Annotated in this window: 24 protein-coding genes; 14 read left to right on the plus strand and 10 right to left on the minus strand. The window is 72.8% G+C overall.

Going from position 1 to position 22,565, the window contains the following annotated elements; all coding sequences use genetic code 11:
• Positions 1-233 precede the first annotated feature (233 nt).
• Positions 234-1,817, plus strand: a complete 1,584-nt coding sequence (locus tag ACIBH3_RS16130; RefSeq protein WP_396312590.1) for a cellulose binding domain-containing protein — start codon at positions 234-236, stop codon at positions 1,815-1,817.
• Positions 1,818-1,877: 60 nt separating this feature from the next.
• Here ACIBH3_RS16130 and ACIBH3_RS16135 read toward each other — a convergent pair whose 3' ends face one another.
• Together ACIBH3_RS16135 and ACIBH3_RS16140 are read right to left on the minus strand one after the other, a co-directional pair.
• Positions 1,878-2,000, minus strand: a complete 123-nt coding sequence (locus ACIBH3_RS16135) for a hypothetical protein (RefSeq protein ID WP_396312591.1) — start codon at positions 1,998-2,000, stop codon at positions 1,878-1,880.
• Between the two features lie 12 nt (positions 2,001-2,012).
• Positions 2,013-2,453 (minus strand): hypothetical protein, encoded by a 441-nt coding sequence (locus tag ACIBH3_RS16140; protein ID WP_396312592.1) that lies wholly within the window; start codon positions 2,451-2,453, stop codon positions 2,013-2,015.
• Positions 2,454-2,918: 465 nt separating this feature from the next.
• On the opposite strand from ACIBH3_RS16140, the gene ACIBH3_RS16145 reads away from it, so the two are divergent.
• The 4 genes from ACIBH3_RS16145 (at position 2,919) to ACIBH3_RS16160 (ending at position 6,458) form a co-directional block, all read left to right on the plus strand.
• Positions 2,919-3,851 (plus strand): type VII secretion target, encoded by a 933-nt coding sequence (locus ACIBH3_RS16145; protein WP_396312593.1) that lies wholly within the window; start codon positions 2,919-2,921, stop codon positions 3,849-3,851.
• A gap of 9 nt (positions 3,852-3,860) precedes the next feature.
• Positions 3,861-4,418 (plus strand): hypothetical protein, encoded by a 558-nt coding sequence (locus ACIBH3_RS16150; protein WP_396312594.1) that lies wholly within the window; start codon positions 3,861-3,863, stop codon positions 4,416-4,418.
• 97 nt (positions 4,419-4,515) lie between these two features.
• A complete protein-coding gene (locus ACIBH3_RS16155; RefSeq protein ID WP_396312595.1) occupies positions 4,516-4,917 on the plus strand; it encodes a hypothetical protein in 402 nt (133 codons plus the stop codon).
• A 119-nt stretch (positions 4,918-5,036) separates the two neighbouring features.
• A complete protein-coding gene (locus tag ACIBH3_RS16160; RefSeq protein ID WP_396312596.1) occupies positions 5,037-6,458 on the plus strand; it encodes a glycosyltransferase 87 family protein in 1,422 nt (473 codons plus the stop codon).
• Between the two features lie 117 nt (positions 6,459-6,575).
• On the opposite strand, the gene ACIBH3_RS16165 is transcribed toward ACIBH3_RS16160, so the two are convergent.
• Positions 6,576-6,992, minus strand: coding sequence for an SsgA family sporulation/cell division regulator (locus tag ACIBH3_RS16165; RefSeq protein ID WP_396312597.1), 417 nt, complete (start codon positions 6,990-6,992; stop codon positions 6,576-6,578).
• A gap of 533 nt (positions 6,993-7,525) precedes the next feature.
• Between ACIBH3_RS16165 and ACIBH3_RS16170 the strand changes: the two genes are divergently transcribed.
• Positions 7,526-9,415 (plus strand): RDD family protein, encoded by a 1,890-nt coding sequence (locus ACIBH3_RS16170; RefSeq protein WP_396312598.1) that lies wholly within the window; start codon positions 7,526-7,528, stop codon positions 9,413-9,415.
• A gap of 71 nt (positions 9,416-9,486) precedes the next feature.
• On the plus strand, positions 9,487-10,224 hold the full coding sequence (locus tag ACIBH3_RS16175) for an RDD family protein (RefSeq protein ID WP_396312599.1): 738 nt from the start codon (positions 9,487-9,489) through the stop codon (positions 10,222-10,224).
• A gap of 64 nt (positions 10,225-10,288) precedes the next feature.
• Here ACIBH3_RS16175 and ACIBH3_RS16180 read toward each other — a convergent pair whose 3' ends face one another.
• Positions 10,289-10,624 carry a hypothetical protein gene (locus ACIBH3_RS16180; protein ID WP_396312600.1) on the minus strand — a complete coding sequence of 112 codons (336 nt, stop codon included), beginning with the start codon at positions 10,622-10,624 and terminating at the stop codon, positions 10,289-10,291.
• A 222-nt stretch (positions 10,625-10,846) separates the two neighbouring features.
• On the opposite strand from ACIBH3_RS16180, the gene ACIBH3_RS16185 reads away from it, so the two are divergent.
• From ACIBH3_RS16185 to mycP, 4 genes are all read left to right on the plus strand, one after another.
• Entirely contained in the window at positions 10,847-11,560 is a 714-nt protein-coding gene (locus ACIBH3_RS16185) for an endonuclease V (RefSeq protein ID WP_396312601.1), read from the plus strand.
• Positions 11,561-11,748: 188 nt separating this feature from the next.
• A complete protein-coding gene (locus ACIBH3_RS16190) occupies positions 11,749-12,243 on the plus strand; it encodes a hypothetical protein (protein WP_396312602.1) in 495 nt (164 codons plus the stop codon).
• Between the two features lie 85 nt (positions 12,244-12,328).
• Positions 12,329-13,831 (plus strand): WXG100 family type VII secretion target, encoded by a 1,503-nt coding sequence (locus ACIBH3_RS16195; RefSeq protein WP_396312603.1) that lies wholly within the window; start codon positions 12,329-12,331, stop codon positions 13,829-13,831.
• 205 nt (positions 13,832-14,036) lie between these two features.
• Positions 14,037-15,293, plus strand: a complete 1,257-nt coding sequence (gene mycP, locus ACIBH3_RS16200) for a type VII secretion-associated serine protease mycosin (protein ID WP_396312604.1) — start codon at positions 14,037-14,039, stop codon at positions 15,291-15,293.
• 357 nt (positions 15,294-15,650) lie between these two features.
• Here the strand turns inward: mycP and ACIBH3_RS16205 are convergent, their stop codons facing one another.
• The 3 genes from ACIBH3_RS16205 to ACIBH3_RS16215 form a co-directional block, all read right to left on the minus strand.
• On the minus strand, positions 15,651-16,139 hold the full coding sequence (locus ACIBH3_RS16205) for a GNAT family N-acetyltransferase (protein ID WP_396312605.1): 489 nt from the start codon (positions 16,137-16,139) through the stop codon (positions 15,651-15,653).
• Positions 16,140-16,200: 61 nt separating this feature from the next.
• The gene (locus ACIBH3_RS16210; RefSeq protein ID WP_396312606.1) at positions 16,201-16,737 is read right to left on the minus strand and encodes a GNAT family N-acetyltransferase; all 537 of its coding nucleotides are present in this window, start codon (positions 16,735-16,737) and stop codon (positions 16,201-16,203) included.
• Positions 16,734-17,414 carry a DUF402 domain-containing protein gene (locus tag ACIBH3_RS16215; RefSeq protein WP_396312607.1) on the minus strand — a complete coding sequence of 227 codons (681 nt, stop codon included), beginning with the start codon at positions 17,412-17,414 and terminating at the stop codon, positions 16,734-16,736. The genes ACIBH3_RS16210 and ACIBH3_RS16215 overlap by 4 nt, the downstream gene beginning before the upstream one ends.
• 275 nt (positions 17,415-17,689) lie before the next feature.
• On the opposite strand from ACIBH3_RS16215, the gene ACIBH3_RS16220 reads away from it, so the two are divergent.
• Entirely contained in the window at positions 17,690-18,352 is a 663-nt protein-coding gene (locus tag ACIBH3_RS16220; RefSeq protein ID WP_396312608.1) for a DinB family protein, read from the plus strand.
• A 44-nt stretch (positions 18,353-18,396) separates the two neighbouring features.
• Here the strand turns inward: ACIBH3_RS16220 and ACIBH3_RS16225 are convergent, their stop codons facing one another.
• Both ACIBH3_RS16225 and ACIBH3_RS16230 read right to left on the minus strand, forming a co-directional pair.
• Positions 18,397-19,038 carry an RNA polymerase sigma factor gene (locus ACIBH3_RS16225; RefSeq protein WP_396312609.1) on the minus strand — a complete coding sequence of 214 codons (642 nt, stop codon included), beginning with the start codon at positions 19,036-19,038 and terminating at the stop codon, positions 18,397-18,399.
• Between the two features lie 212 nt (positions 19,039-19,250).
• Positions 19,251-19,466, minus strand: coding sequence for a hypothetical protein (locus ACIBH3_RS16230; RefSeq protein WP_396312610.1), 216 nt, complete (start codon positions 19,464-19,466; stop codon positions 19,251-19,253).
• Here ACIBH3_RS16230 and ACIBH3_RS16235 point away from each other — a divergent pair.
• Positions 19,458-20,390 (plus strand): cation diffusion facilitator family transporter, encoded by a 933-nt coding sequence (locus ACIBH3_RS16235; RefSeq protein ID WP_396312611.1) that lies wholly within the window; start codon positions 19,458-19,460, stop codon positions 20,388-20,390. The genes ACIBH3_RS16230 and ACIBH3_RS16235 overlap by 9 nt on opposite strands.
• 126 nt (positions 20,391-20,516) lie before the next feature.
• Here ACIBH3_RS16235 and ACIBH3_RS16240 read toward each other — a convergent pair whose 3' ends face one another.
• On the minus strand, positions 20,517-21,152 hold the full coding sequence (locus tag ACIBH3_RS16240) for a hypothetical protein (RefSeq protein ID WP_396312612.1): 636 nt from the start codon (positions 21,150-21,152) through the stop codon (positions 20,517-20,519).
• 324 nt (positions 21,153-21,476) lie between these two features.
• Here ACIBH3_RS16240 and ACIBH3_RS16245 point away from each other — a divergent pair, with 324 nt between their 5' ends.
• Positions 21,477-22,505, plus strand: a complete 1,029-nt coding sequence (locus tag ACIBH3_RS16245) for a hypothetical protein (RefSeq protein ID WP_396312613.1) — start codon at positions 21,477-21,479, stop codon at positions 22,503-22,505.
• The last annotated feature ends 60 nt before the right edge of the window (positions 22,506-22,565 follow it).

Below are 22,565 nucleotides of genomic sequence, written 5' to 3' on the forward strand. Positions count from 1 at the left end.
GCGTCGCGTTGCCCTGCGCGGCCCGGCGGTTGCGCTGGCCCTCTGCTTCGGCCGTGGGCCCGTCCGCGCGGCGGGATTTCGAGGATCTTCCTTAAGTCCGGTTTAAGAGAGGTGTACCCCTCCCTGAGCAGGCGCTTCCGGGGCTCCGCGGACGGATACCGTCGGCGTCGCCCGGCTCGGCGAGTACGCCACCGGCCCGATCCCCACGGTCACTTCGCGGAGGTACGCCCATCATGACGAGCCAGCCCAGCCGCCGTACAGGAAGCCGCCGGCGCAGCCGCAAGGGTGCGGTCATCGGCGCCTCGGCGGTCGCCGCCGCGATCGTCGCGGGCGGTGTGGTCACCTTCGCGTCCTCCGCGAGCGCGGCCTCGCTCGGCGCGGTCTACAGCCGCACCAGCGCCTGGGACAGCGGCTACACCGGCCAGTACCTGGTGACCAACCCGGACCAGAAGGCCATCGAGGACTGGACGCTGGCCTTCGACCTCCCGGCCGGCGCGAAGATCGACTCGCTCTGGAACGCCACCTTCAGCGTCTCCGGCGGGCATGTCACCATCCGGCCCGAGTCCTGGAGCAGGCACATCGACCCGGGCCAGAGCCTGGTGGTCGGCTTCGTCGTCCAGGGCTCCGGCGCCGCCCAGGCCGAGCCGGGCGGATGCCTGATCAACAACGTCTCCTGCAAGCCGGGTGGCGGCCCCGCCCCGACCCCGTCCGGGCGTCCGACCGCGACGTCCTCGCCCTCCGTCCCGGTCACCCCCACCGCCTCCCCGACCACCGCCAGGCCGACCAGCGCCAAGCCGACCACCGCGGTGCCCAGCCCGACCGCCTCGCAGAGCCGGACGGCCACCCCCACCGCCACCCCCACCCCGAGCCCCACGAAAACCCCCGACCCGGCGCCGGGGGGCGCCGGGTTCGCCCCCTACGTGGACACCTCGCTCTACCCGCCGTACGACCTGGTCGCCACCGCCAAGGCCACCGGCGTGACGACCTTCAACCTCGCCTTCGTCGTCTCAGGCGGAGGCTGCACCCCCAAGTGGGGCGGTGTGAGCGACCTGCCGAGCGACGCGGTCGCCGCCCAGATCGGCGCGCTGCGCGCGATCGGCGGGGACGTCCGGGTGTCCTTCGGCGGCGCCAACGGCAGCGAACTCGCCCTCGCCTGCTCCTCGGCGGCCGACCTGACCGCCGCGTACCAGAAGACCGTCGACGCCTACGGCCTGACCAGGCTGGACTTCGACGTCGAGGGCGGCGCCATCGCCGACGCGGCGGCCAACACCCGCCGGGCGCAGGCCATCGCGCAGCTGCAGAAGAACGCCGCCGCCAAGGGCCGCACCCTGGACGTCTCCTTCACCCTGCCCGCGCTCCCCTCCGGCCTGACCCAGGAGGGGGTCGATCTGGTCGCGGACGCCAAGAAGAACGGGGTGTCGATCGGGCCCGTCAACATCATGGCGATGGACTTCGGCGACGGTGTCGCGCCCAACCCGCAGGGCCAGATGGGCAAGTACGCCATCGCCGCCGCGACCGCCACCCAGGCGCAGGTCAAGAGCGTGCTGGGCCTGGACGACGGCGCGGCCTGGGCCCGGGTCGCGGTCACCCCGATGATCGGCGTCAACGACGTCGCCTCCGAGGTCTTCACCGTCGCCGACGCCAAGCAGCTCGCCGACTTCGCCAGGACCAAGCATCTGGCCTGGCTCGCGATGTGGTCCGGCACCCGCGACAAGGCCTGCGAGGGCGGCGCCAAGACCAACGCGGACGCGACGTGCAGCAGCATCGTCCAGCAACCGCTGGACTTCACCCGCGCCCTGGGCGCCTACACGGGCTGACGCCCCCCGCCAACCGCCGGCCGCGGCCCCCTCCCGGGCGCCGCGGCCGGCTGCGCGGGCTCAGTGCGACCAGTACGGATCGTCGACGGTGCCGCAGTGCTTGCTGCCGTCGGCATCGGGCCCGAGGTCGAATGTGTGCCCTTCATCCTGAGCGGTCGGATCGGTCACGTTGAAGAGCGACACGTTGACCTCAATTCATCCCGCCTGGTCGATCATGAAGTCCAGATAGTGCTCCGCGGTCTTGACCTCCAGAAGTCGAGCCTCGTTCCGGACCACGTATCCGCGTCCACGCCACAGGGATGAGACCTTCTCCCGAAGGTCAGCCTGTCTGGTGTCCGCGATCGGGGTCTTCGCCCAGTGCTTGGCCGCCAGTTCAGCCCTGCCGGTCCGCTCACAACCCTGTGTGCCGCAGAACCCCGAGAGGACCGGATGGACGGCGTACTGCAGGTCGGTCCACTCGATCGTCGGGTCGAAGAGCTGGGAGACGGCGGCGAATTCGGCGTCGATCTGCTGTTTGGCCCGATCGGTCGGGATGGTCGGCTTGTCGGATCCCGAGGCGAGGAAGCTGCCGAGAGCGAGCGCCAGCGACGCCGCTGCGGCAATCCACCACCTGGCTCTCACGATGCGAGAGCTCATCGGCCCTCCTGGCGGGTGATCTGGTCCGGGTGGCCGGCGACGATCTTGCCGACGTTCGCGAGCGAGTCGCCGCCCTTCCCCTCCTTGCCGAAGTAGTTGTCGTGGGAGTCGGTCAGGGAATCTGGCCGGCGGTCTCCTGCGCGGTCTTGCCCGCCCCCTGGAGTTCCTGTGGACGGACCTGGAAGCCGTCGCTGCCCCCCGTGTCGGGCATGGTGTGGATCCTTCCGATATCTGTGGGCAGATCGCCCTCGCTACGGAACTGTAGTGGGCGTCCCGGGCGTGAAGGTGAGGAGAGATCGGTGAGCTCTGATGAGGGGTCAACGGCATCTCGGGGGTGCGTTCGGGCGGGTGCGTATGCTCGGACGGCTGAGCTATTTTGTGGGACGCAGCGCGTGCGGGCGGCCGGCCCGTACGCGCGGCGGGGGACCGCCCGCCGCGGTGGGCAGACACGGGGAGTGGACAGATATGAATGACAATCAGGGCGGCGGTGGTCAGTTCGCCGTGGACCCGGCCGTGCTGGACGCGGCCGGGCGCAGCGCACAGAAGACGGCCCCGCAGATCCCGGAGGCGAGCAAGGGCGTCCTCGGTCCCAGCGACCAGGCCGAGGCCGGACTCAAGGGCTTCCAGTCCGCAGCGACACTGAACGCCTGCACGGACGCCTGGAAGGCCGCACTGGACTCCATCACCACGGAGATGGACAAGTGCGGGGAGAACCTCATCAAGACCGCGGAGACCTACCGCGGTGGCGATGACAAGGCGCTCCAGTCGATGAGCGCCCCGGCGACGGCACTCAGTGGTGGCGGTGGGTCGACCAGCATCGCCAGCGTCCGTGCGGCCGGTGCCGGTGGTGCGGCCGGTGGCGGTGCGCCGGTCGGCCCGAGCACCACCGTGCAGTCCGCCACGGACCCGGGCTCCAGCATGCTCACCGACCTGCTCGGGCACACCATCGGTGTGGGCGGCGACCAGGGATCCACCCGGCCGACCCCGGGCCAGCGCCCACCGGCGATCGGGAAGCCGAACGGCCCCGAGAACGTCTGGATCGGTCCCTACCCGGCGGAGCGGCCGTTCCCGGCGCCGCCGTCCAAGAACGTCAACCCGTTCGAGCCGCCGAACATCACCTACCCGATCGGCGAGGTCAACCCGATCCATTGGGTCGACCCCGAAGGGGGCTCCAACAGGCCCTTCATCACGGGCCCGGTGCCCCGCCACCCGGCGCCGAACCCGGACCCGTTCTTCGACAACGGCTTCTTCGATAACGGTATGGACGAGGCGCATCACCCGATCAAGGGCGACGACCTGCCGCTCGTCGAGCACCAGTTCGAACCGCCGACCAAGGAGGACCGAGAGCGTATGGACCGCATCATCCGGGGCGAGGGCCCCAAGGCAGCGGGGCTCTGAGCCATGGTCATGGACATCCCCACCCTGCGCGACGCCAAGCCCGACACCCTCGAGACCGCGGCCGACGCGTACCGGCAGCTCGACGACGCGCTCCTCAACCGCCAGCAGGACTGGAGGGCCGGCACCGCCGAACCCATCCGGACGTCCAGCTGGACCGGCGAGGCCTCCGTGGCCGCCAACAAGTCGATCGACCACACCGACGAACGGCTGGCGAATGCCATCACCGACCTCGCCCCGATGGCTGACGCGCTGCGCAACGGCGCCTACCGGATCAGGACTGCCCAGCGGGACCTGCTCAACACCCTTGAGGAGGCCAAGTCCAAGGGGCTGATCGTCGGCGACGACGGCAGCGTCACCTGGACGCCTCCGGCTCCGGGTAGGCTCGGCGACGACCCCGAGGCGAGCAAGCGGATGGATGACCAGAACCGGGCCCGGGCCGAGGACACGAGCGCCGAGATCCAGATGATCCTCCAGCGCGCGGACGATGCGGACCGCGATCTTGCGACGCAGCTCAACGCCTTCCAGAACGCGGCGACCGAGCTGACGGCGCAGTCGGCGCCCGCGTGACGGTGCCGGTCCGCCTCGCGGGAACCGCCGCGGCCGCGGGAACAGCTGTGGCCGCCGTCGCCGGGCCCGGTGCTCGGCGGCGGCGCGGAGCATGCCGGTGAGCGGCTTCCTGATGCGCCTCGACTCCGGGATGACGGAGTTCCTGGACGACATCGCCCGGGAGATGGTGGAACGCTTCGCCATCTCCCGGGCGGAGGCCCTCGCACAGATCAACGACCGCTGGGGCGGGCTGGGCTTCGACCCGTACCCCGACCTCGTCTGCCACGAGTCGCCCGAGTACTGGGCCTACGGCATCTACTACGAGGACCGGGTCCCGTACTGGCGGGCGGACGAGGACCGCTCCCGTTGGCGGGTCGTCCCGCCGCCGCCCGCCGGCTCCCCGTGCTGGACGCTGCCACCCACCGTCGACGCTTCCTCCACGGACGTAGCCACCACGGACGTAGCCACCACGGACGTAGCCACCACGGACGTAGCCACCACGCTTGGACGGCTGAGCTGAGCTGATCCGCTCGTCCGCCCGCCCGGGAGGGCGCCCGTCGGCGTGCTGTTCGCCACCCCGGCCGGCCGCCGGCGATCGGGTATGGTCGTTAGTTGGTCGAACGGTGGACGGAGCTAACAGTGACAGCGGTGCAAGACGAGCGCGGGACGGCGCAGGCCGTGCCGGGGCCGCCCCCCGCCCACCTGCGCGCCCCCGCGTCCGCCCGGCTGGCGGCGGGCCTGTCAGCGCCCGTCCGGGCGCTGCGCGAGGCACCACGGCGGCCACTGCTGACCGTCAGCGCGGTGGCGTTGCTGTCCCTGCTCACGTACGCCGTCGTGCGGCACTTCGTCGGCACCTCGATGGTCGACATGATCGTGTACCGGGCCGAGGGCGCGGCGGTGGCGAACGGCACGGACCTGTACGGCCTGCGGGTCACCGAGTGGAACCTGCCCGCCACCTACCCCCCGTTCGCGGCGATGCTCTTCGTGCCGACCACCTGGTTCGCGATCGGCTTCCTGCGGGTGGCGATCACCCTCGGCAACGTCGCGCTGCTCGGCCTGCTCGCCCATCTCTCGTTCAAGCTGGTCGGCTGGCCGCGCCGTGACCTGCGCCCGCTCGGCGTGATCCTGGTCGCCGGCGGCGGGGTCTGGCTGGAACCCGTCTTCACCACACTCCGGTACGGCCAGATCAACCTCGCGCTGGCCTGCCTGATCCTCTGGGACCTCACCCGCTCCGACGCCCGGCTCAGCAAGGGCATCGCCATCGGCATCGCGGCGGGCATCAAGCTCACCCCGGGCCTGTTCGCCGTCTATCTGCTGATCACCGGGCGGGTCCGGGCCGCCTTCGTGGCGGGCGCGACCTTCCTCGGTACCTTCCTGCTGGGCGCCGCCGTCCTGCCCGACGCCACCTGGGGCTTCTGGACCAAGTACCTCTACGACTCCTCCCGGGTCGGCAAGACCGAGATCGTCGACAACCAGTCGGTCCGCGGTGCCGTCGCCCGCGTACTGCACAGCGCCGACCCCGGCACGCTCGCCACGATCGCGGGCGCGCTGGTCGCCGTCGCCGGACTCGCCGTCGCCGCCTGGACCCACCGCAGCGCCCGCTGGACACCCCGGGCCGAGGCCTGGGGCGTGTGCTGCGCCGCGGTCACCGCGGTGCTGATCTCGCCGATCAGCTGGACCCACCACTGGGTGTGGTGCGTGCCCGTCGTCGTACTGCTGGCCGCCGAGGCCGCGCACGAGCGCTCGCGCCCGGTGGCCGTCCGCCGGCTCCGCTGGCGGCCGATCTTCGGCGCGACGCTGATCGCCTTCTTCTCCTTCTCGATGTGGCTGGTCCCCCACAAGGGCGACCTCGACCTCCACCTCAGCCCGCCGGCCCAGGTCCCGGCCGCCGTGTACCCGCTGGTCGGGATCTGCTTCCTGCTGGTGGCCGCCCTACGGACGCGCGCCCGCCGGCTGGCGGCCGGCGCCCCGCTGGTGCCGCTGCCCGGCCAGCGTCCGGCCGACGACACCGAGCGCCCCGGCCCCGCGCGCGAGCGTCAGCAGGCCCCCGCGGCCCGCTGACCTCGCCCGCAGGCCCGCCCGCCGCTCGGGGGCTGCCGTGGCGGCTGCTGCTGCCGCTGTTGCCACCGCGGGTGCCGGTGCGGGGGCGGTTCTCGCTGCCGGTCCCGCCGCGGCGGCTCATGCCAGCAGCTCGGCGAGCGACCCGTCGAGGTCCAGTGCCGCCAGCTCGCTGCCCGGCGGCACCAGGCGGTGCGCCCGCTCCAGCCACGCGGCAACCGCCGGCAGCGGCGCCTCCAGCAGGGCGTCCCCGGCCGGCGAGCTCAGCGCCAGGCACAGCACGCTGCGCCGCCCGGACCGCGTCGGCCAGATCCGCACATCCCCCTGCCCGCACGGCCTGAAGGTGCCCTCCACCAGCAGCTCGCGCCCGAACACCCAGGTCACCGGCGTGCCGGAGTCGAGGTGGAAGGTGATGTGCACCGCGTACGGGTCGTGGCTGCCGTAGGACAGCCGCGCCGGGACGGGGACGCTGCGCTCCGGTGAGAGCACCAGGCTCAGCTCCAGCTCGTGCTCGACCACGCTCGTCGGGCGCTCCATGATCGGTTCCTCTCTGCCTCGGTTCGTGCCCACTGTCGGGCCCTTCCACCTTTGAGAGGGCGGGCGCCTCCCGGTCTTACAGATGTTTTTTGTGGAATTCCGGCGGGGAGTGGTGAGGATTCCGTGGGCGGCGTGCGTGCAGGCACGCGCGCCCGGCCCGGGTGCTCCGTGGATCAGGCGGTTCATGCGGGTGCACGGCAGTGCGTGGCGGTTGATAGCGGTTCAGGGTGGTTCACGGCGAATCCGGGCACTTCAGGGTGGGTGTGGGTGGATCGGGCTTGAGCCTGGCCGGAGTGTGCTCGTTCATCGAGAGGGGCCACGTCGTCCGGGAGACGCGCGCCTCCCGGTCGAGCGAACCCGGACGGATGGCCTGCTGTCCCGGTATTGCCCAACTTCCACCCTGTGAGCCACCGAGGCACTACCCTTTGTGACTGCCCGGCGACTGTCCGCCCGCGAGTGGCGCGAGCGGGCCGCCGTCCGGCGCAGCCGCTCCTCGCCGCGGCGCATCGGCCCAGCCAGGAAATGAGAAGCCCATGACGGACCGGCCCGACGCCGGAGGTGCGGACACGGCCATCGGCCCGGTGCCGGGCTACTACCCGGACCCCTCCATCCCCGGCTTCGTGCGCTACTGGGGTGGCACCGCCTGGGTGCCGGGCACCAGCCGACCCGCCCCGGCGGAGGGCGAGGTGCTGGAGGCGCCTCGGTTCGTGGCGCGCCGGAGCCAGCCGATGAGTGCCCGGTACGTGCCCCCGCCGACGGCTGCGGCGCCGGAGACCGAGAGGTCGGCCGCGGCGGGATCCGTGGTGGTCGGCCCGGGCGAGACCGGGCCCGTCTACTTCGACGAGACCTCGGCCGGGGCGTCCTTCAGCATGGCCCCGCAGGCGGAACTCGAACTCCGGCGGCGGGCCGATGTGGTCGGGACGGCGCAGGAGGCGGCAGGCGGGGTTCCGGGGGCAGGGCTGGGGCCGGTGCCTGCCCCGCAGCCGATGGGTGCCGCGCCCCGGCCTCCGGCGGGGCCCGGCGGCGGGCCGGTTCCCCGTACGTCCGTTCCGATGGCTTCGCTGCCGCCGGCTTCCGCGGGTCCGCCGGCTTCCGGGGCGCCGGTGGCGCCCCTGGCGTCGACTGCGCAGCCGGCGGCGGCGCAGTGGGGCGGGTACCCGTTCACCCAGCCCGCACCGGAGCTGCGGCCCGCCGCCGCGCCCGTCGCGCCCGCTGCGCCCGCTCAGGCGCCGGCACAGGCGCCGGTACCCGCGCCGGTACGGGCAACGGCGCCGGGGCCGGCCCTGGCGCGGGAGGTTTCCGGGTCGGGCTCGGTGCAGGCGCCGACGCGGGAGGTTCAGGCGCCGACACCGGAGCCGGAGCCGGAGCCGCGCCTGGCGTCCGAGCCGCCCGCGGCGGACCTCGATCACCCGTCCGCCGGCTCCGGGTGGCAGGCCGACCCGCGGGCACAGCGCGGACTGTTGGAGACCGGCACCGCGCCACGATGGGTGTCCTGGGGGACGCTGCCCGGCCACGCCGACGCACCGGCCGCCGGGGATGCCGCAGCCGCCGTCGAGGCACCCTCCACCTTCACCGGCCTGCCGTTCGCCGACGCCGCCGGGCCCCCGGCCGCTGCCGCGACCCCCGCGCCCGCCCCGCCCCGTCCCCGCGCCGCCACGGGCGGGGGCGCCGGTGCGAGTACGGCCACGGGTACCGGTACGAGCATGAGCGCCGGCACGGGCACGGGCACGGGCAGCCGCACCGCGGCCGCCGCCCCCCGCGACCCCGCCAAGGCGCGGACCGGGCCCACCGGCAACCGCCCCGCCCGGTCAGGCCAGTCGGCCCAGTCCGCCTCGCGCCGTCCGGGCGCCCGGACGGCGCGCCCACCGGCCGGCCTCGTCCGCCGCCTGGCGGCCGGGATCGTCGACACCGGCGTGATCGCCATCGTCGCGTTCGCCGCCGGGCTGCCGCTGGTCGGCTCGGCCGTCGCCCACGTCCAGGAGAAGCTCGACCGGGCCCGGATGGCCAGTCGGTTGGTCGGCCACCAGACGCAGGTCTGGCTGCTCGACGGTGTGGTGCTGGGCAAGGCCGGTGTGCTGCTGGGCATCCTGCTGCTCGTCGGGTTCCTCTACGAGGTGCTCCCGACCGCCAGGACGGGGCAGACCTTCGGCAAGCGTTTGGTCGGCATCCGGGTCGTCGCGGCGCCGGACGTCGAGGCCCGCGCGCCCCGTGGCCGGGCCCGCGCCGCCCGTACCGGCCGCCCGGGCGCGGCCGTCCGTCCGGCACTCGTCGGGCCTCCGACCCTGGCCCGCTCCAGTGCCAGATGGTTCGTCAGGCAGCTGGCCACCCTGCTGGTGATCGGCCTCTGCTGGCCGCTGTTCGACCGCCCGCACCGGCGTGGCTGGCACGACCGGGCCGCGCGGACCAGGGTGGTGCGCGGCTGAACGGCGCAACGAGTGGGCAAAACATCCCTAATATCCCCAATTCGTAGTATGGGCGATGCTCTACTCGGGGCATGAGCACCTACGACCCTTCAGGCCCCGAGCCGGAGGAGGGTGACAAGCCCTCCTTCGACAAGAAGCCCCCGCAGCCGGGCGGCACGCCGGAAGGTGCGCCGTCGGACCCGTACGGCACGCCGCCCCCGCCCGCCAACGGCAGCCCGTACGAACAGCCCGGCCCCGGCGCGTACGGCGGCACGTACGGCGGTTCCCCGCACGACCGGCCGCCGCCCGCTCAGAACCCCTACGCCCAGGGCCCCGGCGGCCAGGGACCGTACGGCCAGGGACCGTACGGCCAGGGCGCGCCGAGCGGGGGGCCCGTCCCCGGGATGCCGGCGCTCGGCAACTGGCCGAACCGCATCCTCGCCCGGCTGATGGACTTCGTGATGGTCCAGATCGTGGGGATCATCCTGGTGCTGCCGTTCGTGAGCCTCAGCGACCGGTCCGGCTCGGCCTCCGCCTTCTGGCTGGCCTGCCTGCTGTGGCTGGTCTACGACGGGTTGATGCTCAGCCGCGACGGCCAGACGCTCGGCAAGAAGGTGATGAAGGTCCGGGTCGCGATGCTGCTGGACGGCAGCACCCCCACGCCGTCGGCCGCGTGGACCCGGTCGGCGGTGTTCATCGTCCCGGCGGTGGTCTGCTGCGCCGCGCTGTGGTGGGTCATCGACGGGGTGTTCGGAACGTTCGACAAGCCGTACCGTCAGTGCATCCACGACAAGGCGGCGAAGACCGTGGTGGTGTCCACCGCTCCCTGAGCGCGCCGGCCTCCCGGCGTGCCGAACGGATCGCGATGCGTGGGTCGGCGAGCGGCCGGGTCGGTCAGCTCTGCTGCACGTACTCCCGGGCGGCGGGCGACGAAGCCGGCGCCGCCGCGAGCGCCTGCGTGGTGGTGACGGGAGCCGGTGTGCCCTGGCCCGCCGACGCCGGTGCGGGCTGGGGCCGGGGCGCGGACCCCGCCGCCGGGCCGGCCGCCGACCGGCGATGGGCGGCCGCCATCGACAGCGCCGTGGCGAGCGTACCGAGCGTCAGGGAGAAGGCCACCAGCACGGCGATCTCCAGGACACCGGTGGCGCCCGAGACGGCGAGCAGCGCCAGCGTGGCGACGACGACGGTGAGGGTGCCGGTGCAGAGCTGAGCGACTGTGGGGCGCGTCATGGCGGTCGGTCCTTCGCGCGTCGGTGGACTGCTCGGTCGGTGGTTCCCAGAAGGCTTACCCAGCCGAGCAGTTCGGTAAGTTCACCCTAACTCGGCATATGCGGGGCACGGGGGGCGCACGGGCTCTCGGGGCCGGGACACCCACGCGCCGGGCGGTGGCGGGTGCGGTCGGTACGGTGATGGCTTCACCGTCGCCGGACCGAACAAACCTCTGGGGGAGCAGTGCCCATTCCCGCCGACTGGCCGAGCACCGAGGCCGAGGCGCTCGCCGAGCAGCAACGACTGCGCACGCTCGTCGAACCGCATGGCGAGGGGCCCGGCCCCGGCGCCCTGGTCGCCGGCGTCGACGTGGCGTACGACGACGAACGGGACCTCGTGGTCGCCGCGGCCGTCCTGCTCGAGTACGGGACGCTGGAGGTCGTCGAGGAGACCACCGCGGTCGGCCGGATCGCCTTCCCGTACGTGCCCGGCCTGCTCGCCTTCCGCGAACTCCCCGCCGTGCTCGACGCCCTCGCCGACCTCACCCACACTCCCGACACCGTCGTCTGCGACGGCTACGGCCTCGCCCACCCCCGGCGGCTCGGCCTCGCCAGCCACCTCGGTGTCCTCACCGGCCTGCGCACCTTCGGCGTCGCCAAGACCCCGTTCACCTTCAGCCACCAGGCTCCCGGCCCCCAGCGAGGCGCCCGCAGCCCGCTGGTCGACGACGCGGGCGCCGGAGAAGAGGGCGGCGAGGAGGTCGGCAGCGCGCTGCGCACCCGGGCGGGGGTCAAGCCCGTCTTCGTCTCGGTCGGCCACCGCATCGGCCTCTCCGAAGCCGTCGACGCCACCCTCGCCCTCGCCCGCGAGTACCGCCTGCCCGAGACCACCCGCCGCGCCGACTCGCTCTGCCGCCGCGCCCTCGCCGAGCTCCAGCGCACCGCCGGCACCGGCTGACGATCCGGCAGTTGGGCGCCGTCGCAGGTCAGGGGCGGAGCCGGCGGGCGGCCCGGATGGGGCCGTTCTCGGTGGTGGCGCGATGTGTTAGACATAAGGGTTGTGGGTCGATGGTTGACCACGAAGGGCCAGGGCGCAGAGCCCGGTTCTGACAGGAAGTGCAGGATGTACGGGGGAGGCACGAGGGCGTGAGCACGGGGACGGGTTCGAGCGGAGGCCCTGGCGGGGGATACCGCGTCGAGGTCGAGAATCTGCGGGCCTTCGCCGCGCAGGTGCGGCGGCTGTTGGAGGAGTTTCAGACCCACGCGGACGGCAGCAAGACGCACGGGCAGAGCGGTGTGGGCAAGACCGCCTTCGGCACGTTCGCCGAGGCGACCGCGCTGCACGGCAAGTACGAGACCATGCGCGACGGCCTGCGCGACGTACTGAACCAGTTGCAGGACGCCGTCGACGACGCCCAGCGCAAGGCCGAACTGACCGCGGCCAACTACGACGAGCAGGAGCACGAGACCTCGCAGAAGCTCAAGCTCTCCACGGACGGCTGGTCGGTCGCCAACCCGTCGGCCACCAGTGCGGTCGCCTACACCCAGACCGCCGCCAGGCCCGCCGCCACCTCGCCGAACCCCCAGCCACGGCCGCAGGGCCCCGACCCGCGCACCGGCCCGGCGCAACCGGGGTGGTAGGCGTGGACGTCATGGTGATGGATGGTCGGACCAGCAGTGAGGCCGCAGCCGCCGGCCGGGGGAACGGGACAGGAGGCGCCCGAGCATGAGCTACACCAACTTCAACGGCTACAGCCACGGCCAGCTCCGGAAGATGGTCCAGGCCATGAACTCCGGTGAGGTCATGGCCGCGAGCGACCCCTGGCGTCGCGCCGCAGCCACCCTGAAGGCGATCCGCACCTCCCTCGGCTCCGCCTCCGGCGAAGCCGCGCTGGACTGGGAGGGCTCCACCAGCAACGCCTTCTACTCCCGGATGACCCGGCTCGCCAACAGCATCAACAACACCGCGTCCTACGCCAACGATGCCGCCATCACGCTGCAGATGATGGCCGAGGCCATCGACCAGGCGAAGCGCGACATGCCCGAGGAGCCGGGCAACTGGGACAAGTTCACCGACGCCGTCGGCGACATCGCCTCCGCGACGGTCGGCGGGGACGACGAGGACACCAAGACCTCGGTCGGCGACGAGAAGAAGGCCGAGGCCGTCGCGGTGATGCAAACACTCGCGATGAAGTACCGGGCGGCGGCGCCGCTGCTGAAGCCCCCGCCGCCCCCGCCACCCCCGCCGGGCCGTGACGACTTTCACGATATCCCCGCGCCGGACGACCCCACGGGCGCGGTTGCCATCGGGGCCATGATCGCCGGGTCCGGCATGGGCAACGGCGGGTACTACGGAGCATCGAGCGGCGCTGCTGTGCCGCCGAAGAAGACCGGTGGCTCGGTCGCCGGTACCCCCAAGGCGCCCAAGGCGTCGGCACCGCCGCCCACGGATCCCGCGATCAAGGGCGGTACGCCGAAGCCGGCGCCCAAGCCTCCGGCCGTGCACGGAGACTCGACCATCAAGGGCGGGGTGGAGAACCCTACGCCCAAGCCGCCGACCGTGATCAACGTGGGCCCGGGCACCGGTATTGACGGCGCGACGCTGGCTCCTGCGCCGACGGCCGCCGGGAGCAGTTCCTTCAGCCCCGGAACCGTTGGCGGATCCAACGGCACGGGATCCACAGGTCCTGGCGGCCTCTCCGGCGGCCTTCTCAGCGGTGGTGTGGATGGTCCCGGCGTCGGTCCCGTCATGAAGGGCGGCGGCGTGGCCGGCCCCGGCACTGGCAGCTCTGCCAGTGGACAGAACAAGGCCGGTGGGGCGGGCAGGGAAGCCGGGCGCGCCGGGTCCGGCGCCGGTGCGGCGAAGAGTGGCAACGCCTTCGGCGCCGGTGGCATGCAGGAAGGCGGCTTCGGAGCCGGTGGACGTGGTGGCTCCGGCGGACGGTCCGGGAGCAGCCCGGCCCGGCGTGGCGGCGGTGTGGCCGGCGAGGCTGTCCGGCCCGGGGCCGGGAGGCGCGGGGCGTTCACGGAGGGTGGCTCAGGGCTGGGGGCACGTACCCGTGCTCAGGGCGAGCAGGGCAAGGGGCCCCAGGGACAGGGCATGCCGCTGAGCGACTCGCAGCGCCGCAAGAAGGAGAAGGAGAAGGGCGGCAAGCGTCCTGACTACCTGGTCGAAGACGAGGAGACCTGGGTGTCGGGCCAGGCCGTCAATCCGAACGTGGTGGAATGACTCCCTGTCCGTAGTGGACGGTTCGATCCGACCGGTCGTCCCGCAGAACGCCTCTGCGGGACGACCGCTTCGCTGAGTGGGGTGACCAGGCTTGACGACCAGCCGACCAGTGCGCGGTGCGGCCGTGCTCGCCGTCGCGGCTCTGCTCCTTGGAGTAGGGGCAGGTCCGGCGAGTGCGGACAACATCCGTACGGGACAGTGGCCGTTGGTCAACTACCGCTCGGACACGACCGTATGGCCGATCTCGCAAGGCAACGGAGTGATTGTCGCTGTCATCGACAGTGGGGTCTTGAAAGATCATCAGGACCTCACGGGCCAAGTGCTTCCCGGGGCCGACTTCTCGGGGGAGAACTCCGATGGGACGGTTGACAAGGATGGCCATGGGACAGGCATGGCCAGCCTGATCGCTGGCCATGGCCATGGTGACCAGGCGGGAATCATGGGGCTGGCGCCCAAGTCGAAGATCCTCCCGATCCGGATCAGATGGGGCGGAGAGGATGTCGCGGAGGGCGAGAAGTCCGATGTGGCTCGGGCTGTTCGATTCGCCGCCGATCACGGCGCCAAGGTGATCAACATGTCCATCGGCGGCTATTCGAAGAATGATTCGGAGATCCGCTCTGCGGTCAGTTATGCCGCAGGTAAGGATGTTGTCCTGGTCGCTTCGACGGGAAACAGCGGCAATCGGAACAGGCCTGTTGAATACCCGGCGGCCTTTCCGGGGGTGGTCGCCGTCGGCGCAGTCGATCGCACGGGTGCGATCTGGGAGAAGTCGACCTTCGGACCTGAGACGACTCTTGCTGCTCCCGGCGCTGGGATCTACCGGGCCAGTGCGCAGCCGGCTGCCGGATACGGCATCGGTGACGGCACCTCCGACGCCACGGCCTACGTCTCCGCCATTGCCGCGCTCGTGCGATCCAAGTATCCCGAGCTCTCGGCGGGCCAGGTCATCAATCGGATGATCAAGACTGCCGTGGCGCCGCCCGATGGTTCTACGGCTCCCAATGACAAGTACGGCTACGGCATCGCGTCGCCGTCGAAGGCGTTGGCGCCGAATCCGGCGGTGGACGGTGGGTCCAAGGAGAACCCGCTGCTCGGCCGGGCCGAGTCGCAGGGGGGAGCCGCGACCACGGAACCTGCGGCGGAGCCGGGCGGCGGCGATGTCGGCGGTGTGCCGGGGGCAGCGGACAGTGCCGGGGTGCCGGGCTACCTCTATGTGGCGGCGGGGGCGGTCGGGCTGCTCATCGTCGTCGGCGTGGTGTTCCTGATCGTCCGCAAGCGCGGCAATCGCAACGGGCCGGGGCCCGGCCCTGGCCCCGGCCCCGGCGGCGGGTACATGCCGCCGCAGCAGCCTCCGTACGGCTATCCTCAGGCGCCGCCGATGGCCCAGCCGCCGCACGGCCTGCCGCAGGGTCCACCCGGTGTTCCGCCAGCTGCTCCGTCCTCGGGCAATCCGTATCGCTGATGCGCCCACGGACAGGCGTATTGCGTGAGGTGGGGGAGGCCCTTCCGGTAGTCATGGGTCCATCGACTACCGGAAGGGCCCGGTCATGTCCCGCACATCCCGTACGTCCAGGCGGACGAGGAGTCGACCGGTCCGAAGAACGAGCGGGAGGCGGCCTGTCTGCGCGAGCCTGCTGAGCTGGGTGATGCCGGCGCTCCCGGAGCTCCCGGAGCCACGTGCGCCGTCAGGGGCGATGCCGGCTGACGGACGGGAGACAGGCGGTGGTCCAGGCCGTCCACGCAGAGTCGCCCGTCCACGCGGTCCTGGCCCGCGAGGTCGCTAGCCTGCCGTCATGGACTGCCGCAGGGAGGGAGGGGCTCAGAGCTTCCGGTACATCACATGCAGCCCGACCAGGCCCTTCTCGGCGTGGTCGAAGGCCTCGGGCACCGTCGTGAGCACCTCGAAGCCGAAGGACCGCCACAGTGCGACCGCGCGGTGGTTGGTCTCCACGACCGCGTTGAACTGCATCGCCCGGTAGCCGTCGGTGCGTGCCTGGTCGAGGACATGGGCGCAGAGGGCCCGCGCGACGCCGCGGCCGGAGTGCCGGGGGTCGACCATGAAGCCCGCGTTGGCCACGTGCGAGCCGGGGCCGGCCTGGTTGGGGTGGATCTCGGCGGTGCCGAGGACCGTGCCGTCCTCGTCGACCGCGACGAACGTCCGGCCGGGGGCCTCCTTCAGCCACATCGCGCGGGCGCGATCCTCGCTGATGTCGCGGTCCCAGGTGAAGGTGTCGCCGGCCGCGACGATGTCGTGCAGGAACGGCCAGATGGCCGGCCAGTCCTCAGGGGTGGCTTCACGGATGAGCATGCTGCCCAGCATCTCTCCTCGGGGTCCGGCCCGGCCAGTGGATTCGTGCCCGCTCATCGGTTCATCGGTCCTCGGCGCCGGCCCCACCGGCGTCCTCCTCGACGGGCGGGCGCAGGTCCTTCTCGAACCACAGCTCCGCGTACGGGTCGTCCCCGTACGGCTCGATCTCCCGGTAGCCGAGCCGGTGGTAGAGGCCTATCGCCTCGGTGAGGTCCTTGCGGGTGTTCAGCCGCATCGCGGTCGCGCCCCAGCTGCGGGCCGCGTCCTCCGCGGCGCCCACGATGCGGGCGCCGGCGCCTCCCCGCCGGGCCTGCGGGAGGACGAAGACCTTGGTCAGCTCGGTGAGCTCGGGGCTGAGCCGGCGCACCCCGACGCAGCCCACGGGCGTGCCCTCGGACCACGCCACCAGGAAGGTGCCGTGCGGCCCGGAGAGGTCCTCGCCGTGGTCCAGCTCGTGCTTGATCTCGGCGTCGGTGGAAGGGCGGTGGTAGTAGCGGCTGATCAGCTCGTCCAGGTACGCGTGGAGCAGCGCGGCCGAGTCGGGGTGGTCGAGAGGCGTCGGGCTGAGAATCCAGTCCTGCGGGGCGAATGGGGTCACGCCGACCATTCTCCGGACCGGCGCAATCCGTTTTCGGCATGCGCGGCGGGGCGGAACGCGCCGACCGAGGGCGGCACGGGCCGCGGCGGGAGGGCCCACTCGGTGGGCGGGCGGAAGTCGCACCAGCGGCCGTCGAAGGGGAACGCCCCCGCCTCGACCCGGGCGGCCACCCTGATCCCCTCGGCCCGGACGGCGGCGGCCTGCTCGGGCGTCCAGTACGCGGGGTGGCCGGTCTTGTCGGCGAAGGACTGCTCGTCCTTCCATCGCCAGCTCCGGTCGGGAGCGACGGTCAGGTCGAGCTCCAGGTCGGTGATCCTGATGTCCGGGCCGTTGCCCGTGCGGTGTTCGAGGTTGACGTACCAGCCGGTGAAGTCGGACTCGGGGGAGAACAGCCACCACACGGCGTGCGCGGCGCCCTCGGGCTGGAGGATCAGCGCGCCGTTCTCGTGCCAGTGCCCGGGTGCGAGCGGGTAGCCTCCGACGGGCTGATCCTCCGGTGGTACGTCGCGCAGATGACGGCCGCCGGGCACGACGGCCTCCCACACCGGCGAGCGGCCGGCCAGCCAGAGCAGCAGCCCGTCCGCGGTGTGCTCCACCACACGCATCGGGCAGACACTGCTGAGCCGGCCGCCGAAGGAGAAGCTCCACCGGACCACCTCGCCTGGTTGCAGGTTCATGACCCGCACCCTTGCACCCGCCACTGACAATCCACGGCGGGCCACCCGGCGAACCGTCAGGACCACTGCCCCGTAGGTCCACTGTGCTGCCCGGGCCCCCGCCGCCGTACCGCGCCGTGACGGCGACCTGCTGGTGGCCCGGGAGGCGTACGAGCGGGAGCATGGGCGGCACAGCGGGCGCGAGCGAGGTCTGATGCGCCCCCTGGCAGGATCTTGCGGGACGGTGGCGCGATGGCCGCTGGTGACGGGTGGCGCGGGCCCGCCATCCTGGACGCATGATCACTCCTGGCCGCGCATCCGCCCCCGCCTCTGCCCCCTCTGCCGCCTCTGTCGCCGCCGCCGCAGGCGACGCCACCGACGCGATCACGCCTGACACCAAGGACTGGACCTGGGTCCTGCTGCGTGCCTGTCCCGACTGCGGTCTCGACACGCCCGCCGTCGCGCGGGAGGACATCGCCGGGCTGGTCCGGGGCAATGCGTCCGCCTGGCAGGTCGTCCTTGCGGGTGACGAGGCAGAGGTGCGCCGCCGGCCCCGCCCCGAGGTGTGGTCGGCCCTGGAGTACGCCTGCCATGTCCGTGACGTCTTCCGGCTCTTCCGGCTCCGGCTGGACCTGATGCTCGACCAGGAAGGTCCGCTCTTCGCCAACTGGGACCAGGACGCGACGGCCGTCGCCGAGCGCTACGCCCAGCAGGACCCCGCGGTCGTCGCGGGCGAGCTGGCCGAGGCCGCCGAGATGCTGGCGCTGGGCTTCGAGGGGGTGCGCGGCGAGCAGTGGCAGCGGACCGGGGACCGCAGCGACGGCGCCCGGTTCACGGTGGAGTCGTTCTCCCGGTACCTGATCCACGACCCGCTCCACCACCTGTACGACGTGACCGGCGAGCGCCTCCAGGCGGCCCCGGCCCCGGCCCCTGCGCCCGAGGCCCAGGACCGGGCGTAGGCGTCGGCCTCGGCCCCGGGCGCCGCCGGGCCGGCCGGGCGCCGTCACCAGCCGCCGGGATCCTGCAGCATGCTCCGCCGGAGCCGGCCGGCGACGTTCGCGGTGTCCGTGCCGACGACGTCGGCGATCTCCGGGGCGGCGAGGCCGACCACGTAGTGCAGGATCGCCAGGTCCTCGTCCGCCGGGGTCGCGACGCGCGCCTGGGGTACCTCGGGCTCGCTGAGCAGGCGGTCCGCGACGATGCTGCGCAGGATGTACCAGGCGTGAGCCGTGGGGTTGGAGCTGCCGAGCAGTTCCCGCCAGCGGACGGCGAGCTGGCCGAAGGCCAGCTGGACGGCGGCGGCCGCGTCGTCGGGATCGGGGATCCACACCCGGGCGTAGCTGAGGTAGCGCGGCCGGTGCAGCTCGCAGAAGGCCGCGAACTCCAGTGGTACGTTGAACGGTTCGCCGGATGCCGCGCCAGGCCCCGCGCCGGCGGCCCACTCGGACGCGCCGGACCGCTCGGGCAGTTCGGACGCCCCGGGCCGCTCGGATGCGCCGGCCCACTCGGACGTTGCGGACCTCCCGTACGCGGCGGACGTACGGGCCGGGCCGGGCGTAGCGTCGCCGGGCGTGCCGGACGTCGGGCCGGAGGCTGCGCCGGGCTCGGGGGCCGGCCCGGTCGGGCCGGTGTGACGCATGGTCATCTCTGCCTCTCGGCAAGGGAGATGGGCGGGTGGCAAGGATCTTCCGCGCTTACTCTACGGGAAGCCTCCGGTGCTCTGGGTGACCAATCGGATTGAATGCGCGGAACCTCACTGAGAAGGGACTGACACGCCTCTGAACGCCTGGAACGGTACCGGCGCAACAGTAGCCACAGACCGCGCCGGGAGCGCAGTTGCGGGCGTGTCGCAGCTGGTCAGAGGCCGTAGAACGGCAGTGGCTGCAAGGGGGTTGATGTGCCACGGTAGGGCCTATGGAGGTCCACGCGCACCCCGATCCGCACCCCGATCCGCACGGCCGCCGCGATCACCCGCACGACCCCGCGAACGATCACGCGCAGGATCACACGCACGACGCCCCGGGCCATCACGGGCAGGCGCATCACCACGGCCGCGCGCCCGGCGTGCGGCACCGACTCGCACACCTGCTGCGCCCGCACGGGCATGACGCCGCGGACCGGATCGACGCTGCCCTGGAGTCCTCCGCCGACGGCCTGCGCACCCTCTGGGTCTCGCTGCTGATACTCGGGCTCACCGCGGTGCTCCAGGGCTCGATCGCCCTGCTGTCCGGCTCGGTGGCGCTGCTCGGGGACACCGTGCACAACGCCGCCGACGCGCTCACCGCCGTACCGCTGGGCATCGCCTTCCTGCTCGGCCGCCGGGCCGCCAACCGCCGCTACACCTACGGCTACGGGCGGGCGGAAGACCTGGCGGGGGTGGCCATCGTGGCCACCGTCGCGGCCTCGGCGGTGTTCGCCGGGTACACCGCGCTGACGCGGCTGCTGCACCCGCAGCCGGTGGGTCACCTGTGGGCGGTCGCGGGCGCCGCGCTGGTCGGCTGCCTGGGCAACGAGTGGGTGGCCCGGTACCGGATCCGCACCGGCCGCCGGATCGGCTCGGCGGCCCTGGTCGCGGACGGCCTGCACGCCCGCACGGACGGGCTGACCTCGCTCGCCGTGCTGGTGGGGGCGGCCGGCAGCGCCCTGGGCCTGCGGCGGGCGGACCCGCTGGTCGGGCTGCTGATCACCGGCGCGATCCTGGTGGTGCTGCGCGGATCGGTGCGCGAGGTCGGACGGCGGCTGATGGACGCCGTAGACCCGGAGCTGGTGGATGCGGCGGAGCGCGAACTGCGGGCGGTGGACGGGGTGCGCGGGGTCGGCGCGCTTCGGATGCGGTGGATCGGGCACGCGCTGCGGGCCGAGGCGGACGTCGTGGTGGACGGGACGCTCACGGTGGTGGCGGCGCACCGGGTGGCGGAGGCGGCCGAGCAGGCCCTGATCCGTGCGGTACCCCGCTTGTTGGCGGCCACGGTGCACATCGACCATGCACCGGCCTGAGCCGGCCGATCCCCCGGTCCCCGATCCCCCGGTGCCCGATCCCCCGCCCTCAACCCCGATCCCCCCGCCCTCGACCCCGTTCCCCGACCCCGACCTCCGCCCCCGGTCCCCCGCAGTGCCCGCCCCTCAGGCGCCGTGCCCGGCCTCCGCCGCGCCGATCCGGTCGGTGGCCGTGGCCCGCTCGACCTGCGAGGGGAAGCCCTCCACGGCCCGCCGTCCGGCGAGTTCGACGGTCGCCGCAGCTCTCGCCGCAATCGCTGCGGCCGCCCCCGCGGCGCTCTCGGCAGTGGCCCTGGCCGCCGGGACCGTTGCTGCGTGCCGCTGCTGCTCGGGCGAGGCCGACGTGGTGGCCGCCATCGCGGTCGCTGCCGTGCCGACGGCGGCGGGCTCGGCGGAAGGCCCGGCGACAGGCGCGGCATCCCCCTCGGTGCGTCTGGCGCGGCTGGTCCTGACGGCGGTCTCCTCGGCGACCTGCCGGGCGGCGAGGTAGGTCTGGACGACCGCCATGCCGTACACGGGCTGGATCAGCTGGTGGCCCTTGAAGAAGGGACGGGCCGGGGCGAATCCGGCGGCGATCACGAGGTCGCGGATCTCGGCTATCTCCGCCTCGGTCCGCGCTGTGAAGCGGACCTCCCAACCCTTCTTGTACGTATGGCCCCGCTCGCCGTTGCGGCGGGAGAGGTCCGGCTGGCGGACGTATCCGGGCAGGCGGCCGAGGCGCAGCTGGGCCGCGCGAAGGCCGGAGGTCTCGTCACGTGACATGAACCAAGCGTAGGCAATCCTGCGGACGGGAGTGACTACCGGAGGGCGCTTCGGCGTATGGCACTGATCACTCTCGGTCAAACGGCCTGGTCATTGGTTTGGATCGGCGGTCGGAAGGGGTGGATGGAGGTTCACCGGTGGGTTTCTGACGGTGCGGGGGCGGGCTTCCTCCCGGCCGCGAACGACAACCACATGACCGCCCATTACTCCAAATGGGTGATGGTATGGGGACTTTAGTACGGGCTAGTGCCGGTTTCGCGACGGTTGGGTAACAGTGCGTCAGGCAACCGGTGGCTGGTCGGAGGTGTTGGGGATGGTGTCGGCATGAGCTACCAGATTCCTTCGACGCCGTCCTCCCTGGAGGAACTGGCGAAGCGTCAGCAGAACGTCATCACCGCCGGTCAGCTCCGGGCCCGTGGTGTGCCGGCCCGGGTGATCAGCGAGCACTGCCGCCGTGGCGGCCCCTGGCAGCGGCTCCTGCCGAGGGTCTACCTGCTCCAGGGCGGCGAGCCCACGCCCGAGCAGCGGATGTGGGCCGCCCTGCTCTACGCGGCCCGGAGCGGCCGCGAGGAGGGCCGCCACGCCGGCGCGGTGATCACCGGCGCGGCAGCCCTCGCGCTGTACGGCTTCAGTGCGGTGCCACGGCTGCCGGCCGTCACGGGGGTGGAGGTGCTGGTGCCCCGTCAGCGCCGTCTGAAGGATGCCGGTGAGGTGCGGATCCGGCGCACCGAGCGGGAGTTGGAGGCCCGGTCGGTGCACGGCCTGGCCTGCGCGCCGGTCGCCAGGGCGGTCGCGGACGCGTTCCGCGAGTGGACGGACGGCGGCGCCTTCGACAACGGCCTGGTCGGCCTGCACCTGGTGCGCGCGGTGCTGCGGGAGGCCCTCACGCTGGCGGGCGGCCGCTGCACGGTGGCCGAGCTGCTGGCCGAGCTGGGGGAGTCCGGCCTGCTGGAGGACGTGCGGATCCGGGCCGCGCTGGACGAACTGCTGGCCGCCGAGCGGGAGTCGGTGCTGGAGCGGATCGGCGAACTGGTGGACGAGTGGCTGCTGCCCGTGCCGCTCACCGGCCCCGAGCTGCGGATGCGCGGCGGTACGTACATCGCCGTCCCCGATCTGTACTGGCCGCAGGCCGGTGTCGCGGTGGAGGTCGACTCCGAACTGCGGTGCGTCAGCGAGGGTGAAGCCGCCTGGGTGCGGGGCGGCCAGCACCGGATGGAGTACCTGGGAGTGCGGGTGGTCTATGTGTCGGGTCGCCGGCTCGCCGCCGAACCGGACGTGGTCGGCGGCGAGTTGCGGGAGGCGTTCGTCCAGGGGGGCACGGACGTGGTGGAGTTGCTGGTCACCGAGCGCTGAGGTCCGGGCAGCGGGGCCTCGACGATGGGGCTCAACCGCAGGACCTCGACACTGAGGCCT

It is taken from the genome of Kitasatospora sp. NPDC050543 (assembly GCF_044457565.1).
Lineage (GTDB): Bacteria > Actinomycetota > Actinomycetes > Streptomycetales > Streptomycetaceae > Kitasatospora.

What these genes read in the sequence shown, in the direction of transcription:
- ACIBH3_RS16130 (WP_396312590.1), top strand. Translation starts at nt 234, where the DNA reads ATGACGAGCCAGCCCAGCCGCCGTACAGGAAGCCGCCGGCGCAGCCGC.
- ACIBH3_RS16170 (WP_396312598.1), top strand. Translation starts at nt 7,526, where the DNA reads ATGACGGACCGGCCCGACGCCGGAGGTGCGGACACGGCCATCGGCCCG.
- ACIBH3_RS16220 (WP_396312608.1), top strand. Translation starts at nt 17,690, where the DNA reads ATGATCACTCCTGGCCGCGCATCCGCCCCCGCCTCTGCCCCCTCTGCC.
- ACIBH3_RS16240 (WP_396312612.1), bottom strand. Translation starts at nt 21,152, where the DNA reads ATGTCACGTGACGAGACCTCCGGCCTTCGCGCGGCCCAGCTGCGCCTC.
- ACIBH3_RS16150 (WP_396312594.1), top strand. Translation starts at nt 3,861, where the DNA reads ATGGACATCCCCACCCTGCGCGACGCCAAGCCCGACACCCTCGAGACC.
- ACIBH3_RS16195 (WP_396312603.1), top strand. Translation starts at nt 12,329, where the DNA reads ATGAGCTACACCAACTTCAACGGCTACAGCCACGGCCAGCTCCGGAAG.
- ACIBH3_RS16140 (WP_396312592.1), bottom strand. Translation starts at nt 2,453, where the DNA reads ATGAGCTCTCGCATCGTGAGAGCCAGGTGGTGGATTGCCGCAGCGGCG.
- ACIBH3_RS16205 (WP_396312605.1), bottom strand. Translation starts at nt 16,139, where the DNA reads ATGCTCATCCGTGAAGCCACCCCTGAGGACTGGCCGGCCATCTGGCCG.
- ACIBH3_RS16175 (WP_396312599.1), top strand. Translation starts at nt 9,487, where the DNA reads ATGAGCACCTACGACCCTTCAGGCCCCGAGCCGGAGGAGGGTGACAAG.
- ACIBH3_RS16145 (WP_396312593.1), top strand. Translation starts at nt 2,919, where the DNA reads ATGAATGACAATCAGGGCGGCGGTGGTCAGTTCGCCGTGGACCCGGCC.
- ACIBH3_RS16245 (WP_396312613.1), top strand. Translation starts at nt 21,477, where the DNA reads ATGAGCTACCAGATTCCTTCGACGCCGTCCTCCCTGGAGGAACTGGCG.
- ACIBH3_RS16225 (WP_396312609.1), bottom strand. Translation starts at nt 19,038, where the DNA reads ATGACCATGCGTCACACCGGCCCGACCGGGCCGGCCCCCGAGCCCGGC.
- ACIBH3_RS16165 (WP_396312597.1), bottom strand. Translation starts at nt 6,992, where the DNA reads ATGGAGCGCCCGACGAGCGTGGTCGAGCACGAGCTGGAGCTGAGCCTG.
- ACIBH3_RS16180 (WP_396312600.1), bottom strand. Translation starts at nt 10,624, where the DNA reads ATGACGCGCCCCACAGTCGCTCAGCTCTGCACCGGCACCCTCACCGTC.
- ACIBH3_RS16215 (WP_396312607.1), bottom strand. Translation starts at nt 17,414, where the DNA reads ATGAACCTGCAACCAGGCGAGGTGGTCCGGTGGAGCTTCTCCTTCGGC.